General features: G+C 67.6%; 16 protein-coding genes. 4 read left to right on the top strand and 12 right to left on the bottom strand.

Annotation, left to right across the window (positions count from 1 at the left end; genetic code table 11):
- Position 1: 1 nt before the first annotated feature.
- From FND50_RS07515 to FND50_RS07480, 8 genes are read right to left on the bottom strand one after another with little or no spacing between them, the layout of a single operon-like run.
- Positions 2 to 565, bottom strand: a complete 564-nt coding sequence (locus tag FND50_RS07515) for a GNAT family N-acetyltransferase (protein ID WP_037203425.1) — start codon at positions 563 to 565, stop codon at positions 2 to 4.
- A gap of 36 nt (positions 566 to 601) precedes the next feature.
- Complete coding sequence (locus tag FND50_RS07510; protein ID WP_144285317.1) at positions 602 to 1,591, bottom strand: LLM class F420-dependent oxidoreductase; 990 nt, start codon at positions 1,589 to 1,591, stop codon at positions 602 to 604.
- Positions 1,592 to 1,604: 13 nt separating this feature from the next.
- A complete protein-coding gene (locus FND50_RS07505) occupies positions 1,605 to 2,831 on the bottom strand; it encodes an MFS transporter (protein ID WP_144285316.1) in 1,227 nt (408 codons plus the stop codon).
- Positions 2,828 to 4,171 carry an LLM class flavin-dependent oxidoreductase gene (locus FND50_RS07500; protein WP_144285315.1) on the bottom strand — a complete coding sequence of 448 codons (1,344 nt, stop codon included), beginning with the start codon at positions 4,169 to 4,171 and terminating at the stop codon, positions 2,828 to 2,830. The genes FND50_RS07505 and FND50_RS07500 overlap by 4 nt, the downstream gene beginning before the upstream one ends.
- A 24-nt stretch (positions 4,172 to 4,195) precedes the next feature.
- Entirely contained in the window at positions 4,196 to 5,071 is an 876-nt protein-coding gene (locus FND50_RS07495; RefSeq protein ID WP_144285314.1) for an ABC transporter permease, read from the bottom strand.
- Positions 5,064 to 5,900, bottom strand: a complete 837-nt coding sequence (locus tag FND50_RS07490; RefSeq protein ID WP_005244194.1) for an ABC transporter ATP-binding protein — start codon at positions 5,898 to 5,900, stop codon at positions 5,064 to 5,066. The genes FND50_RS07495 and FND50_RS07490 overlap by 8 nt, the downstream gene beginning before the upstream one ends.
- Positions 5,897 to 6,985: an ABC transporter substrate-binding protein gene (locus tag FND50_RS07485; protein WP_144285313.1), complete on the bottom strand. Its 1,089-nt coding sequence runs from the start codon at positions 6,983 to 6,985 to the stop codon at positions 5,897 to 5,899. Before FND50_RS07485 ends, FND50_RS07490 begins: the two co-directional genes overlap by 4 nt.
- Positions 6,986 to 7,016: 31 nt before the next feature.
- Positions 7,017 to 8,087: an ABC transporter substrate-binding protein gene (locus FND50_RS07480; protein WP_005561795.1), complete on the bottom strand. Its 1,071-nt coding sequence runs from the start codon at positions 8,085 to 8,087 to the stop codon at positions 7,017 to 7,019.
- Positions 8,088 to 8,366: 279 nt separating this feature from the next.
- Between FND50_RS07480 and FND50_RS07475 the strand changes: the two genes are divergently transcribed.
- On the top strand, positions 8,367 to 9,287 hold the full coding sequence (locus FND50_RS07475; RefSeq protein WP_144285312.1) for a sigma-70 family RNA polymerase sigma factor: 921 nt from the start codon (positions 8,367 to 8,369) through the stop codon (positions 9,285 to 9,287).
- On the opposite strand, the gene FND50_RS07470 is transcribed toward FND50_RS07475, so the two are convergent.
- Positions 9,262 to 9,861: a carboxymuconolactone decarboxylase family protein gene (locus FND50_RS07470; protein WP_144285311.1), complete on the bottom strand. Its 600-nt coding sequence runs from the start codon at positions 9,859 to 9,861 to the stop codon at positions 9,262 to 9,264. The two genes, FND50_RS07475 and FND50_RS07470, sit on opposite strands and share 26 nt — an antisense overlap.
- Positions 9,862 to 9,981: 120 nt before the next feature.
- Between FND50_RS07470 and FND50_RS07465 the strand changes: the two genes are divergently transcribed.
- Together FND50_RS07465 and FND50_RS07460 are read left to right on the top strand one after the other, a co-directional pair.
- Complete coding sequence (locus FND50_RS07465; RefSeq protein ID WP_005255237.1) at positions 9,982 to 11,169, top strand: pyridoxal phosphate-dependent aminotransferase; 1,188 nt, start codon at positions 9,982 to 9,984, stop codon at positions 11,167 to 11,169.
- Positions 11,166 to 12,203 (top strand): AraC family transcriptional regulator, encoded by a 1,038-nt coding sequence (locus FND50_RS07460; protein WP_064080136.1) that lies wholly within the window; start codon positions 11,166 to 11,168, stop codon positions 12,201 to 12,203. Before FND50_RS07465 ends, FND50_RS07460 begins: the two co-directional genes overlap by 4 nt.
- Before the next feature lie 7 nt (positions 12,204 to 12,210).
- Here the strand turns inward: FND50_RS07460 and FND50_RS07455 are convergent, their stop codons facing one another.
- The 3 genes from FND50_RS07455 to FND50_RS07445 form a co-directional block, all read right to left on the bottom strand.
- Positions 12,211 to 12,636 carry a VOC family protein gene (locus FND50_RS07455; RefSeq protein ID WP_144285310.1) on the bottom strand — a complete coding sequence of 142 codons (426 nt, stop codon included), beginning with the start codon at positions 12,634 to 12,636 and terminating at the stop codon, positions 12,211 to 12,213.
- Between the two features lie 61 nt (positions 12,637 to 12,697).
- The gene (locus FND50_RS07450) at positions 12,698 to 13,741 is read right to left on the bottom strand and encodes a zinc-binding dehydrogenase (protein ID WP_144285309.1); all 1,044 of its coding nucleotides are present in this window, start codon (positions 13,739 to 13,741) and stop codon (positions 12,698 to 12,700) included.
- Positions 13,742 to 13,820: 79 nt separating this feature from the next.
- Positions 13,821 to 14,468: a LysE family translocator gene (locus FND50_RS07445; RefSeq protein WP_144285308.1), complete on the bottom strand. Its 648-nt coding sequence runs from the start codon at positions 14,466 to 14,468 to the stop codon at positions 13,821 to 13,823.
- Positions 14,469 to 14,613: 145 nt separating this feature from the next.
- On the opposite strand from FND50_RS07445, the gene thpD reads away from it, so the two are divergent.
- Entirely contained in the window at positions 14,614 to 15,525 is a 912-nt protein-coding gene (gene thpD, locus FND50_RS07440; protein WP_144285307.1) for an ectoine hydroxylase, read from the top strand.
- The last annotated feature ends 39 nt before the right edge of the window (positions 15,526 to 15,564 follow it).

The raw sequence follows: 15,564 nt of genomic DNA, 5'->3' as shown, positions 1-15,564 counted from the left end.
GCTAGTCGGGCCAGCCTTCGGCCGGTTGCCGCGGGTCGCCTGCGAGCAGGGCGGCCACCCACGAATCGCGCCGGACGCCGCGCTGCACGAGCCCGGCGCGCTGGATGCCCTCGAACCGGAAGCCCACCCGGCGGGCGACCGCCGCCGAGTCGAGATTGCCGACGAACGCGCGCCATTCGATGCGTTCGAGCCCCAGGCTGTCCGGCCGGAACGCGAAATCGCACACCAGGTTCACCGCGGTCGTCATGAGACCCCGCGACCGTGCCGCAGGCGACAGCCAGTATCCGATCTCCGCCGCCGTCACGTCCCGCGCCATCAGTCCGATCATCCCCAGCACGGGACCGTCCTCGCGTTCGCGCAGCGCCCAGGTGGGACTGCGGTCGGCCCAGCCGGACGGCACCGTCTGCCGCACGAACTGCTCGGCGTCCGAGCGGCCGTACGGCGCGGGCATCGTCGTCCACTCTGCTATCGACGCGTCGCTGCATGCCGCGCAGATCTCGTCGATGTCGGTGACGACCGGCGGGCTCAGCCACACGTTGTCGGCGGCGAGGGTGACGACGAACATGCCCGCCACTCTATGCCCGGTGACGCGGTCTGCTGATCAACGCAGCGCGGGCAGCACTTCGTTCTCGAACAGTTCGATGCCCGAGGTGTCGTACGCGGCTTCGGGGAAGTAGAAGATGCCGTAGGACATGCCCTGCTCCTTCAGCACCGACAGTTTCTCGACGATCTGCTCCGGCGTTCCCACGCCGGGCATTCCGCGGAAGGCTCCCAGCGCACCCTCGGCGGCCTCGGCGCCGACGTGGGGGGTGAGCCGGTCCTTCAGGGTGAGCAACCGCTGCTCGACCTCCGCCTCGGTGGTGCCGATCGCGACGTTGTAGTTGGCCGAGCGGGTGATGGCGCCGAAGTCGGTGCCGACGGTGTCGCAGTGCTTCCGCAGGATCTCGGATTTGTGCGCGAAACCCTCGGGTGTGCCGTCGAAGTTGGTGTACTGCGCGTACTTTGCCGCGATCTTCAACGTCACCTTCTCGCCGCCGCCGGCGATCCACAGTGGAATGCCGCCTTCCTGCAACGGAAGTGGGCGGACGATGGCTCCGTCGACCTGGTAGTGCTTGCCTTCGAGGGTCGCGGTGCCATTGGCCCAGGCCTGACGCATGATCTGCACGCCCTCGTCGAGTCGGCCGAGACGCACACCGGCGGAGGGGAATCCGTATCCGTACGCTTTCCACTCGTGCTCGTACCAGCCGCCGCCGATGCCCATCTCGACGCGTCCGCCCGAGATGAGGTCGGTGGTGGCGGCGACCTTCGCGAGGTAGGCCGGGTTGCGGTAGCTCATCGCCGTACACATCTGGCCGAGACGCACCCGCGAGGTGACCGCCGCGAACGCGGACATGAGGGTCCACGCCTCGTGCGTGGCCTCCTCCGTCGGTGCCGGGACGGTATGGAAATGGTCGTAGACCCACAGCGAATCCCAGGACGAACCCTGATCGGCGCGCAACGCGAAGTCGCGCATCACCGACCACTGATCCGAGGGATCGATTCCGACGAGATCCAGACGCCAACCTTGAGGAACGAACAATCCGAAGCGCATGAAACGAATGTACCTATGCTTCCTGTTTTTCGAGCGGTGAGGAACCGGGCTCCGACGCGGTCGGCGGTGGCCACGGGGAATAGACCGGGATGAACCGGAACAGGAGACCTGCGCCGACCAGCGCCGCTCCCCCGATCGCGGCGACGGCAGCCCCGAGCGGGACCACCGCGGCGAGCGCGCCGACGCCGAAGGGTCCGGCGAACATGCCGGTGTCGTGGGTGAGCCGCCAGGCAGCGAGGAATTCGGCGCGCGTCGCCGGTGGGGCGATGTCGGCGCCGAGCGTCATGATGACGCCGTTGCCGAGCCCGTTGCCGATGCCCATCACGACGGCGACGACCCCGATCGACAGGAGGTCGTGCGAAAACGGCAACGCCAGGTAGGACGCCCCGATCACCAGAAGCGACGGCACCGCGATGAACCGGCGGCCGTACCGGTCCATGAAGTGTCCGGCCGGATACGAGCACAGCAGATCGACGGCGGCTCCGACCCCGAAGACGAAGCTGACCTGGGCGGCATCGAGTCCGAGATGGGCAGCCCACAGCGGTAGCACCGCCTCCCGCGAGGCTCGGGCCGCACCCATCAGGAGCGACCCGGCGCCGAGCGTGGCCAGCAACTTCCGGTGCCGGCGCAGAATCGACGACAGCGTCGCGTGGGTACCGGCGGTGCCTGCGTGGCGCCTCGGCGGGTCGGGGACCCTCGACATCAGCCATCCGGACAGCACGACGCCGACGAACTGCACCATGAATCCGCCCCGGGCGCCGACCATCAGGATCACGGCGGCACCGAGCAGCGGTCCCACGAAGAAGCCGAGCCGCCACATCGCCGCGAACGACGACATCGCCCGGGCGCGCAGCCCGATCGGCACGGCATCGGCCAGGTAGCTCTGGCGGGCCAGCCCCCACACGGCGTTGGCGAGCCCGGTCAGCAGTGCGCCCACACCCAGCATCCACGGTGTCTGCGCGAGCAGACAGACCAGCACTCCGGCGGCGCCGACGGTACTGCCGCCGATGATGGACCGCCGCTCCCCGAACCTGGCGACGATCCGGCCCGCCGGCAGGTCGCCCAGGACGGCGCCGAGCCCGACGACCGCGACGATCAGCCCGGACACGGCCACAGACGCACCCAGTTCGCGGGCCGTCAGTGCCATGACCGGGGCGGCGGCCCCCTGGCCGATGCCGAAGATCGCGGCGGGGACGAAGACGGTGGTGACGAGAGGTTTCAGACCGGTCTCGCCGCTCATGCGCTCGCTTCGTCGACCGCGCCCGCGAACCGGTTACCGGCGTCCGTGAGACCGTAGTGACCGCGCAGGGTGGTCGCGGTGTACTCCGTCCGGAACAGTCCGCGTTGCTGCAGGATCGGGACGACACGGTCGACGAAGTCGTCCAGTCCGCCGGGCAGGTAGGGCGGCATGATGTTGAAACCGTCGGCCGCGCCCTGCTCGAACCACGTCTGCAGCTCGTCGGCCACCTGTTCGGGCGTGCCGGCGAACGTGCGGTGCCCGCGTCCGCCACCGAGCAGCCCGATCAGTTGCCGGACGGTGAGTGAACCGTCCGCCCCGAGATCCTTCACCAGCTGGTAGCGGCTCTTGTTGCCCTGGATCTCGTCCAGCGGCGGAAGCGGCGGAAGCGGGGCGTCGAGGGAATGCTTCGTGAGGTCGACACCGAGCATCGTGGACAGCTGCCGCAGCGAGTACTCCGGCGAGATCAGGTCGGTGAACGACTGCTCGAGCGCCTTCGCCTCCTCCTCGGTGTCCGCGATGAACGGCACGATGCCGGGCAGCACCTTCAGGTCGCCGGCATTGCGGCCGTGCTTGACGACACGCGCCTCGAGGTCGCGGTAGAACTCCTGGCCCTGCTCCAGGGTGCGCTGCGCGGTGAAGACGGCCTCGGCGTACCGCGCGGCGAACTCCTTGCCGCTCTCGGACGATCCGGCCTGCACCAGCAGCGGCCGCCCCTGGGCGGACCTCGGCGAGTTGAGCGGCCCCTTGACCCGGAACCGCGGCCCGTCGTGGTCGATGGTGTGGACCTTGCCGGGGTCGGCGAACACGCCGGTCTCCGGGTCGAGCACCACCGCGCCGCCCTCCCAGCTGTCCCACAGGGCGAGCGTCACGTCGACGAATTCCTCTGCGCGCTCGTACCGTCCGCTGTGGGCGGGGATGCCGTCGACGCCGAAGTTCGCCGCCTCGTCCGCACCGGCCGAGGTCACGATGTTCCACCCCGCCCGGCCGCCGCTGATGTGGTCGAGCGACGTGAACTTGCGTGCCAGGTTGTACGGGTCGGAGTAGCTCGTGGAGGCCGTGGCGATCAGCCCCACGTGTTCGGTGGCGACGGCGATCGCCGACAGCAACGTGACGGGCTCGAAGATCGCCTGGGTGTTGTGTTTGATCCGCGGTCCGACGGCGAGACCGTCGGCGAAGAACACCGAATCGAGCTTGCCCCGCTCCGCGATCCGGCCGAGTTCCTGGAAGTGTGCGACGTCCAGAACGCGGTGTGCCTCGGTGCGGGGATGGCGCCACGCCGCCTCGTGATGTCCCACACCCATGAGAAACGCGTTGAGGTGGAACTGGGATTCCTGTGACATGGGAGTTTCTTTTCCGGTAAGTGACTAGACCCGCCAGCGGGACAGCCTGCGTTCGATCAGTACGAGAACGGCGTTGAGTGTCAGCCCGAGAACCGAGATGGCGACGATGCCCGCATACATGTTGGGGATCTGGAAGTTGAACTGGGAGGCGGTGATCAGGTAGCCGAGGCCTGCCTTGGCCCCGACCATCTCGGCGGCGATCAGCACGAGGATCGACGACGCCGCCGCCATGCGGATTCCGGTGAAGATGGTGGGAACGGCGGCGGGCAGCACGACCTTCTGGAACAGGCGCACGGGCGACAGTCCCAGCGAGGACGCCGACTTGATCAGCAACGGGTCGACGGTGCGCACACCGGAGATCGTGTTCAGCAGGATCGGGAAGGTGCACGCGTAGATCACCAGGGCGATCTTGGACTCCTCACCGATGCCGAGGATCAGGATGAACACGGGCAGCAACGCCAGCGCCGCCGTGTTTCGGAACAGCTCCAGGATCGGGTTCAGGAAGTCCGACACCGGGCGGTACCAGGCGATCGCGATGCCCAGCGGGATCGCGATCACCACCGCCACGAAGAATCCGATCAGGGCGCGGGAGAGGCTGGCGGACACGTGCTGCCACAGCTCACCGCTCTGCACCAGATCGAAAAATGCCTCGATCACCGTGCTGAACGGGGGCAGGAATACCTCGTCGACGAGACCCACCCGTGGAGCGATCTCCCACAGTGCCAGGAAGGCGACGATCGCGACGGACGGCTTGAGGATCCGCCAAGCGATCGGACGCAGTGCCGCACCGGCACGCTGGACGACACCCGGCTGCGGCGGGGTGGAAGCGGGCGACGGAGCCGACGTCCCGGGTGGATCGATTGCGACGGGGGCTTCCGGTGACGCGAGTGCGCTAGACATGTGCTTCCTCCTTCTCGATCACCTGTGCACGCTCCACTTCGCCGTGCAGCAGCGTCCAGATGCGGTGGCGGTAGTGCCGGAACTGCTCGTTGGACCGGACGTCCTCGCCGCTGCGGTCGATGTCGATGTCCACGAACGTCTTCACCCGGCCGGGCCGCGACGTCAGGACGGCGACCCGCTGCCCGAGGTAGATGGCCTCGTCGATGCCGTGCGTGATGAACAGGATGGTCTTGCCGGTGGCCTTCCAGATGCGCAGCAGTTCGTCCTGCAGCGACTCACGGGTCTGCGCGTCGAGCGCCGCGAACGGCTCGTCCATCAGCAGCACCTCGGGATCGAACGCGAGGCTGCGGGCGATCGCGACGCGCTGCTTCATGCCGCCCGACAGCTCGTGCGGGTACCGGTCGCCGAAGCCCTTCAGGCCGACGAGCTCGAGGTAGTGCTCAGCGAGTTCGCGCCGTTCCTTCTTGGGCAGTCCCTTGGCCTCGAGCCCGAACTCGATGTTGTGCCGGGCCGTCCGCCACGGCAGGAGTGCGTACTGCTGGAAGACGATTCCGCGGTCGAGACCGGGCCCGGTCACCGGCTGCCCGTCGAGCAGGATCCGGCCCGACGTCGGGGTGCTGAGTCCGCCGAGCAGGTCGAGCAGCGTGGACTTCCCGCAACCACTCGGCCCGACGAGGACGAGGAATTCGCCGTCTGCGAGATCGATGTCGATGTCCTCGATCGCGGTGAACTTGTCCTTGGACCCTCGCACGTCGAACTGTTTGGTGACGTGCTCGAGGCGGAGCTTGGGCGTCTGAACCCGATCGGGGTTCGAGGCGGTGGTGCTCATTTCTGTCCTTCCAGTACTTCTCCGTCGGGCCCGCTCTCGGGCTGGAACGTGCCGTTGGCGTACGGGTTGAATTCGTTGGTGTAGAGGTCGGTTGCGGTCAACTTGCCCTCGTCGAGCTCACCGTTGCGGACGAGCCAGTCGATCCAGGTCTGCAGTTCCTTCTCCTGGATCACGGCCCCGGCGACGGGAATCCCGGAGCTGCGCCAGTAGTCGATGGCCTCGTCGCTCTCGTTGCGGCCACGCTTGTCGATGATGCTCTTGAACCGTGCGACGACCTCCTCACGCGGAGTCACCTGGGTCCATCGGATGGCCCGGGCCGTGCCCTGCACGAAGTCCGCGACGGCGTCCTTGTTCTTCGCCAGGAAGTCGTCGCGCACCACGTAGGTTCCGTAGCTGAATGCGCCGAACAGATCCCGGTCCGTGAACAGCGGCCGGATACCCCCACGCTCCTGGGCTGTTTCGCGGAAGATGCCGTTGATGGCGGCCACGTCGATCTGACCTTCGCGCAGGGCCGTTTCGTTGTTCACCGGCGGAACCACGGTCAGCTCCACCTGTTTGATCTCGTCCTGGGTCAACCCCTGCTGGGCCAGCCACTCCCGGACCAGGAACTCGTGGTGCGCACCGAGCGTGTTCATCCCGACCTTCTTGCCGATCAGGTCGCGCGCCGAGCGAATGGGGCTGCCGTCCAGCACGAAATAGCCCGTGTACTCGCCGGCATCCGCACCGTAGGAACTCAGCACCGACGTGATCGGTGCCCCCGCAGCATTGAGCTTGACGACGGCTCCGTTGAACGCCGAGCCGAACTCGATGTCACCGGTGGCCGCCGACTGGATGTCCTGCGGGCCGCTGGTAGTGTCGCCGACCCATTCGAGCGTGATCTTGTCGTAATACCCCAGGTCCTCGGCGAGTTCGTGGAATCCCACGTCCCCGGCCCACCCCTGGTAACGCAGGACCGTGCTCCCGTCCTCGGTGGTGGCGGTCTCCGACGAGCCGGCGCACCCCGCCACTCCCGAGGCCAACGTGAACAGTGCTGCGGTCGCCGCGAGGGCGCGCACGGCGCCGCGCCGGAAGTGGGACATCGACATCACTTTCTTCTCGTGGGGATCTGGGTGGAGTTCACTTGGCGGCCAGCGCTTGTCCGTCGGGGCCGCTGTCGGCGGGGTACGTGCCGTTGGCGTACGGGTTGTACTCGTTGGTGTAGACGTCGGCGGGCGTGAGCTTGCCGTCCTCGAGTTCCCCGTTGCGGACCAGCCAGTCGATCCAGGTCTGAATCTCCTTGTCGGTGATCACGCCACCGGGACCCGCCACACCCGGCGTCTTCCAGTAGTCGACGAGGTCGGTGGTCTCGTTGCGGCCGCGCTTGGTGATGATGTCCTTGTACTTCGCGATCACGTCGTCGCGCGGAGTCGTCTGGGTCCATCGGATCGCGCGTGCCGTGCCCTGCACGAAGTCCGCGACGGCGTCCTTGTTCTTCGCGATGAAGTCGTCGCGGAACAGCAGCGAACCGTAGGTGAAGGAACCGAAGATGGATTCGTCGGTGAACAGCGGGCGGATGCCGCCGCGTTCGACCGCCTTGTCGCGGAACACGCTTCCGAGCGTGCCGACGTCGATCTGACCCTGCCGCAGCGCCTGTTCGGTGTTCACCGGCGGAACGACGGTCAACTCGACCTGCTTGATCTCGTCGGGGGTCAGCCCCTCCCGCGCCAGCCACTCACGCACGAGGAACTCGTGGTGTGCGCCGAGCGTGTTCATGCCGACCTTCTTGCCGATCAGGTCACGTGCCGACGTGATCGGGCTTCCGTCGAGCACGTAGTACCCATTGAACGTCTCCTTGTCGGAGCCGTAGTAGCCGATGACGGACGTGATCGGCGAATCGGCCGCGGCCAGCTTCAACACCGCACCGTTGAACGCGCCACCGAAGTCGGTCTGCCCCGTGGCGGCATTCTGGATGCTCTGCGGCCCACTAGTGGTGTCGCCGATCCAGTTCAGTTCGACCTTCTGGTAGTAGCCCAGGTCGGCCGCGAGTTCCGGGAACGAGACCTGTCCCGTGGTCCCCTCGTAGCGCAACACCGTCTTTCCGTCGGCTGTCGTGGTGGTCTCGGAACCGGAGCACGCGACAGCGAGGCTGGTGAACGTGAGAAGGGCGGCCGCTGCGGCCAGAGTCCGCGCGAAACGTGGACGAATCATCGAAGGTCTTCCTAGTGTGTGATGCCCGCCCACGACGAAGCGGCGGGTCCTGCGAGCGCACTCCCGAACCCGCCCGGCGGTCGCCGGACGGGTGAGCAGGACGTGCAGAAGAAAAAGGGGTGCGAAAAAGCCAGGTCAGCTACGACAGCCGAAACACTGGAACATGGCAGACTCCCTGGACGTGGTGTGGTCGCCACACCATACGTCCGGACCCACCACCAGGGTCAACGGTTACGCACACGACGGATTTTATGTCTGGACCGCACGTAGGATATCGGCATGCCCACTGCGACGCTGGTAGACGAATTCGAGTCCCACCGGCCGCATCTGCTGTCCGTGGCCTATCGGCTGACGGGAAGCGTCAGCGACGCGGAGGACGCCGTGCAGGAGTCGTGGCTACGACTCGACGACGCGGACGCCGCGAACATCCGCGACCTCCGGCCGTGGCTCACGACGGTGGTCGGGCGGATCTGCCTCGACCGGTTGCGGTCGGCCGCGGTGCGGAGGGAACAGCATGTCGGCCAATGGCTTCCGGAACCCATCGTCACCGGACTGTCGCCGTCAGCCGAGCCGGACCCGCTGGAAGCGGTCGTCCGGGACGAGGACAACCGCCTCGCCGCGCTGATCGTGCTCGACACGCTCACCCCTGCGCAACGGGTTGCATTCGTGCTGCACGACGGTTTCGGGGTGCCGTTCGACGAGGTAGCCGGGATTCTCGGAATCGAGACGCCCGCGGCGCGTCAGCTCGCGTCGCGGGCCCGGAAGGCCGCTGCCGCAACCACACCCGCCGTTCCCGACGAGGAGCATGCGCTCGCCGTGCAGCGACTGCTCGAGGCACTCGCCGCCGGCGACCTCGACGCGGTGGTCGCGGCGCTGCACCCGGATGCTCTCGTCATCGGCGACGCCAACGGCACCACGAGCACCGCCGTCAACGTCATCCGCGGCGCGGACAAGTTCGCCCGCTTCTTCCTCGGTCTCATCGAACGGTACGGGCCGGCGGTGTTCACCGTCATGCATCCGGTCCTGGTCAACGGCCAGCTGGGCTTCTTCAGTGCCGCACTCACCGGCGACGAGGCCCACCGCAGCTCGCCGCCGCGAGTGGGTGGGTTCACCGTCCGGGACGGACTCGTCTACGCGGCGTACGACATCGCCAATCCGGAGAAGTTCGGCGGGATCAGGCTCCCGGGCCTTTCTTCGTGACCGCGGCGTCGTCGGCCCACGGCACCCGGCACGAATCGGTGCCGAAACCCTGCTCCGTGATGCCCAGCGCCGAGTACATCCGGGCGCGCATGTTCTCGATGCCGATCTGGTAGGACAGTTCGACGACACCGGCCCGGCCGAACCGGCGCTCGAGGTCTGCGACCTGTTCGTCGGTGACCGTGGTGGGCGTCGCCGTCATCGCGTCGGCGTATGCGATGGCCGCGCGCTCGTCCTCGCTGTACGCGGGCGAGTCGGCGTAATCGGCGATGTGCTGGAGCCGCTCCACGTCGAGGCCGTCGAGGCGTTGCAGCATCGTGCCGAAGTCCACGCACCACGAGCAGCCGATCGTCCACGCCACGCGGTAGACGGCGATCTCCCGCACATTCGCGGGAAGCACGGTCGACGCCTTCTGCACCGCCAGCTCGTGCCGGGCCGAGGCGACGAACAGCTTGCGGTGATGGGCGAGCACGGTGAACGGCTCGGGCACCTCGTCGAACTTGTGGGCAGCATATTTGTAGGCGACCTTCACCAGCGGGCTCGCGTCCGCCGGGGCCACTGCGGGAATGCGGGGCATTGCGTCCTCCATCGTCACCGGGCGCCCTTCGCGCGCCGTCTACAGAGAAGACGAGACAGCCCCGCAGAACGTGACGCGGCCCTGTGCAACCCTCGCCGCCACACCGACTACGCTGCAGTAATGCCCGCAACGCCGCGCAACCGCACCGTCCAGCGCTTGCAGCCGTTCGCCTCCACCATCTTTGCCGAGATGACGGCGCTCGCCGTGCGCCACGACGCCATCAACCTCGGCCAGGGTTTCCCCGACACCGACGGTCCCGCGTCCATGCTCGACACCGCGCGCCGAGCCATCGCGGACGGGCTCAACCAGTACCCACCCGGCCCCGGCATGCCCGTGCTCCGACACGCTGTCGCGGCCGACCGCCTGGCGCGGTACGGGCTCGACCACGACCCCGACTCGGAGGTGCTGGTCACCGTCGGCGCCACCGAGGCCATCAGCGCCGCCATTCTGGGGCTGGTCGAACCGGGTGAAGAAGTGGTGCTGATCGAGCCGTACTACGACTCCTACGCGGCGTCGGTCGCGCTGGCGGGAGCGGTGCGACGCAGCGTGCCGCTCGCCCGCTCCGGCACGAAGTTCGTCGTCGACCTCGATGCTCTGCGAGCCGCGATCACACCGAAGACCCGGATGCTGGTGATCAACACCCCGCACAATCCGACCGGCACCGTGTTCACCCCGGAGGAGATCGCCGCCGTCGCGGAGCTGGCCTGCGAGCACGACCTGCTGGTTCTCAGCGACGAGGTGTACGAACACCTGGTCTTCGACGGCCGAACGCACACCGCCCTGGCCACTCTGCCGGGAATGTACGAACGGACCGTTTCGGTGTCGAGCGCCGCCAAGACGTTCAACGTCACCGGGTGGAAGATCGGCTGGGCGTGCGGTCCGGCGGAACTGATCGACGCCGTCCGGACCGCGAAGCAGTACATGTCCTTCGTCGGCGGCGGACCGTTCCAACCCGCGGTGGCGCATGCGCTGAGCCACGAGCAGCAGTGGGTGAAAGAGCTGCGGGACAGTCTGCAGGCCAAGCGGGACGTGCTGTACGACGCGCTCGTCGCGTCCGGTCTGGAGGTCCATTCGGGCGGCGGCACGTACTACCTGTGCGCCGACATCACCGCGATCGGCGAACGCGACGGCATCGACTTCTGCCGCAGGCTCCCGGAGCGCATCGGCGTGGCCGCGGTGCCGGTCAGTGTGTTCACCGACCATCCGCAGCCGTGGAACCCGCTGGTGCGGTTCGCGTTCTGCAAACAGGACCACGTGCTCGAGGAGGCGGCGCGGCGGCTCCGGACTCTCGGGGAGCCCGGATCGTGACTGCCCGCACCATCCCCGCCGACTTCGTCCGGCGATCGCTCGAGCTGTCGGCGCGCAGTGGGGTCGATCTCTCCCCCGCGCTGTCGGCGGCGGGAATCACGACGGCGTCGCTGGAGGATCCGCTGGCCCGGTTGACGCCGACCCAGGTCACCGCGTTCACCCAGGCGGTCTGGCAGATCACGGGCGACGAATTGTTCGGGCTCGGGCCGGCCCCGGTCCCCCGCGGCACGTTTCGGCTCGTCTGCCTCGCGCTGATCCACACCGCGGATCTGTCCGCCGCTCTCGAGCGGATGGCCGACATCCTGCGCGCCCTGCCGTCGCTGCCCGCGCTGCACATCGGTCCCGGTGTCAACGGCGGAACCCGGATGACCATCGACATCCGCCCGGCCGCGGCCGAACGGTCCACCGAGGACGTGCAGTCGTCGCTCGAGGCGACGCGGGTGACCACCGATTTCCTGCTGATCCTGCTTCATCGTTTCGCGGCGTGGCTCGTGGGCAAGAGGGTCCGGTTGCTGGCAGTGGAACTGCCGTATCCGGCGCCGCTGCCGCACCTCGCCGAGAACTACGATCACATCTTCGGTGTCCCCGTGACATTCGATTCCGACATTCCCGCAGTCGAATTCGACAACGCCGTCATGCGGGCGCCCATCATCCAGACCGAGGAGACGCTCGAGGACTACCTCCGAGAGTCACCGACGCTGCTGATGTCGGAGCGTGACTACGACAGCACGGCGTCGGCGCAGGTGCGCCGGGTCCTCGAGCTGGGCATGAAAGGCCGGACGTCGACGGCCGAGGACATCGCGGAGATGCTGTCGATCAGCGTCCCCCACCTGCGCCGCCTGCTCCGGCAGGAGGGGACGTCGCTGAATCAGCTGCGCGAGGAAGTGCTCCGCGACGCCGCCGTGGCCGGGCTCCGACGAGGCGAGACCGTGGAGGACCTGTCGGCGCGACTCGGCTTCTCCGAGCCCAGCGCGTTCCGTCGCGCCTTCAAACGCTGGACCGGCAGCACCCCGAGTTCCTACCGCGGAGCGTGACAGCGCGTCAGCTGACGCAGAACTCGTTGCCCTCGGGGTCTGCCATCGTGACCCACTCGCTCGGTCCCTGGCGGCCGCGATGCAGCACGGTGGCGCCGGACTGCTCCAGCTTCTCGGCGACCTCGTAGCGGGCGTCGCCGACCCTGATGTCCAGGTGGAGCCGGTTCTTCACCGTCTTCCGTTCGGGAACCAGCTGGAACAGCACGCGCGGGCGCTCCGGGTGCTCCGGATCGCGGATGGCCTGGCCCTCCCGCCAGACCAGGACACCCTCGAACTCCATGGTGTCGGACTCCTGCGCGTGGCCGGCCTGGACGAGCCCGCGGATGAACTCCTCGTTGCTCGGCTCCACCTCCCAGCCGAGCGCCTGCGCCCACCATTTGGCCAGGGTATGCGGGTTCTCCGAGTCCACTGTGACTTGAAATTCATATCCCATGGCCCGACGGTACAGCGGGGCACCGACAGGTCCCGGTGAGCCGCGTCCGGGACCTGCCGGGTCAGGGTTTGACGAGGATCCGGATGGGGTCTCCCTCGTGGTTCGCGAGCTTCTCGATGCCCTTTGCGACGTCTTCGAGCGGGACGATCTCGCTGATCGACCGTGACAGGTGGAGGCGGCCACGGGACACCAGTTCGGCGAGGGTTTCGATGTCCACGTTCTTGTAGCCGAGGTGGCCGAGTACCTGCTTCTGGGACAGTCCGAACTGCGCGGTGGTGCCCACCGAGGCCTCCTGGGCGCTCAGCCCGACCGCGACGAGTCGGCCTCCCACCGTCAGGCAGTCGAGTGCCTGCTCGAACGTCACTGTCAGTCCGGCCGCGTCGAACGCGACGTCGAGCATCCGGCCGCCCGTCGCGTCGGCGACCTTCTCTTTCAGGTTCTCGTCCCGGGAGTCGAATGCGTAATCGGCCCCGAGCTCCAGGGCACGTTCCCGCACAGCGGGATTGATGTCGAACGCGATCACGGGGACAGCGCCGACAAGGCGTGCCAGCTGCACGATGTGGGTGCCGACTCCGCCCACACCCCACACGCCGACGGTCTCCCCGACCACCACCTTGCCGGTGCGCACAACCGCGCCGAACGGCGTCGACACCGCGTCGGCGAGGATGGCCGCCTGCTCGAACGGAACGTTGTCCGGGATGCGGGTCAGTCCCCCCGCCTGCGCCACCGTGTACTCGGCCCACGCGCCGTCGTAGGCGAACGCCATCAGCTGGATGTTCAGGCAGTTCGTGAGGTCCCCGCGGCGACAGTTGCGGCACCCCAAGCAGGGCCTGCCCGCGGACGGCACGACGCGGTCTCCCTCGGACCAGCCGGTCACTCCGGCACCGAGTTTCGCGATGGTGCCCGACGCCTCGTGGCCCTGCGTCACCTCGGGCAGCAGCGCGGGGAACGTGCCGTCGATCAGGCTCAGGTCGGAATGGCAGATGCCGCAGAACTCCACTTTGACGAGCACCTCACCGGGACCGGGTTCCGGAATCGGAACATCCTCCACAGCAATGGTTTTCGTGTCCGCGTGGAATCGCTGCGCCCGCATGGTCCCGGCCATCTCTCACCCTTCGTCGTCGTCGCTCCCGACGGTACCCGCGAAACATGCTCAGGTGTGCATGATTCAGGCCAATGCCGGTTCAGACCATCGCGGGCCGCGTCCGGTCGAGGGCGAGGTGAACGGCGAGGCCGCCGAGGACGCTTCCCATCACGAACTTCTGCGCACGCAGCCACACCGGGCGTCCGGACAGGAACGCCGCGACAGCTCCTGCGACGCAGACGATCAGCGCGTTCACGGTGAGCGCCACCACGATCTGCACAGTGCCCAGCAGCAGGCTCTGCAACCACACCGGCCCGGCGCCGGGATGGACGAACTGCGGGATCAGCGCCAGGTACATCACCGCGATCTTCGGATTGAGCAGGTTGGTCGTGAGGCCCATCAGGAACAGCCGGGCGGACGAATCCCGGGGCAGCGCCCGGGACGGAGCGAACGGCGTGTGCCCGCCCGGCCGCAACGCCTTCCACGCCAGCCAGCCCAGATAGCACGCGCCCGCCAGCTTCAGCGCGGTGTACGCCTGCGGTACGACGGAGAACACCGCCGAAATACCCAGTGTCGCAGCAGCCAGATAGCACAGGAATCCCAGAGCGACCCCAGCCAGCGAGACCAGCCCCGCCACCCTGCCCTGAGTGATGCTGCGCGAGACCAGATACACCATGTTCGGTCCCGGTGTGAGAACCATACCGAGGGCGATCGCCGCCACTCCGAGTACCGCCGCCGAATCGATCATGCCCGTGACGATCCCACCGCGGCGACGCGCCGTCGCGGTCCAGTCCGGCCTCGGTGGACCTGTGTCCGGGTTGCATTCGTCGACGACCAGTGGGAACGTCGAACGAGTAAAGCGTTGTCCAATCCGAAAGGGTGAAACACGAGTTATGCGTACGGCCGTAGCCGACAACTACCCCACGAGGGACCGCAACGAGTGCACGATGACCGTCCGCCAGGACCCGGTCACCTGGTCGGACCAGAAACGGGGTGATACCCGCTCCGGTCCGCTCACCGCGAATCAGATTGCCGTCTACGACAAACGCGGATATCACTCCGCCGAGTCGATCATCCCGCCACGCGACGTGTTCAACCTGGTCGACGAGATGACCCGCCTCGCCGAGACCGATACGCTGCGCGGCGACGGCCGGGTCGTGCGGGAGAACGGCGACGGCGCCGTCCGTTCCGTGTTCGACGTCCACCGTCTCAGCGACGTCGTCGACGAGATCATCCGCCGCCCCGAGGTGGTGGGTATCGCCCGGCAGATCCTCGGTTCGGACGTCTACGTCCACCAGTCGCGACTCAATTTCAAGCCCGGTTTCTCCGGCGGCCCGTTCTACTGGCACTCCGACTTCGAGACCTGGCACGCCGAGGACGGCATGCCCACTCCTCGCGCCGCGAGTATCTCGATCGCGCTCACCGAGAACTACGGGCACAACGGCGGGCTGATGATCATGCCCGGATCTCACCGCGCGTTCGTGTCGTGCGCCGGCGAGACCCCCGAGGACTACTACAAGGAATCGCTGGTCAGCTACGTTCCACCCACGGGGTCGCCCGATCAGCCGACGCTCACCCGGATGGCGAACGAGTACGGCATCGACATGATGACCGGACCGGCCGGCTCCGCCACCGTGTTCGATTCCAACTGCATGCACGGTTCGAACGGCAACATCACGCCGTTCGCGCGTTCCAACCTCTTCATCGTGTTCAACAGTGTCGAGAACACCCTGACGAATCCGTTCTCGGCGCCCGCACCGCGCCCCGACTACCTCGGTAGCCGGGATTTCACCCCCTTGCGGTAACGAGCACCATGACGTACCGCGGCCCCGCTCCCTGACGTC

This window comes from Rhodococcus sp. WB9 (assembly GCF_007558985.1).
GTDB classification, from domain to species: Bacteria; Actinomycetota; Actinomycetes; order Mycobacteriales; family Mycobacteriaceae; genus Rhodococcus_F; species Rhodococcus_F opacus.
Note: the sequence above shows the minus strand (reverse complement) of the source record. Positions and strands in the feature narration are given on the sequence as shown.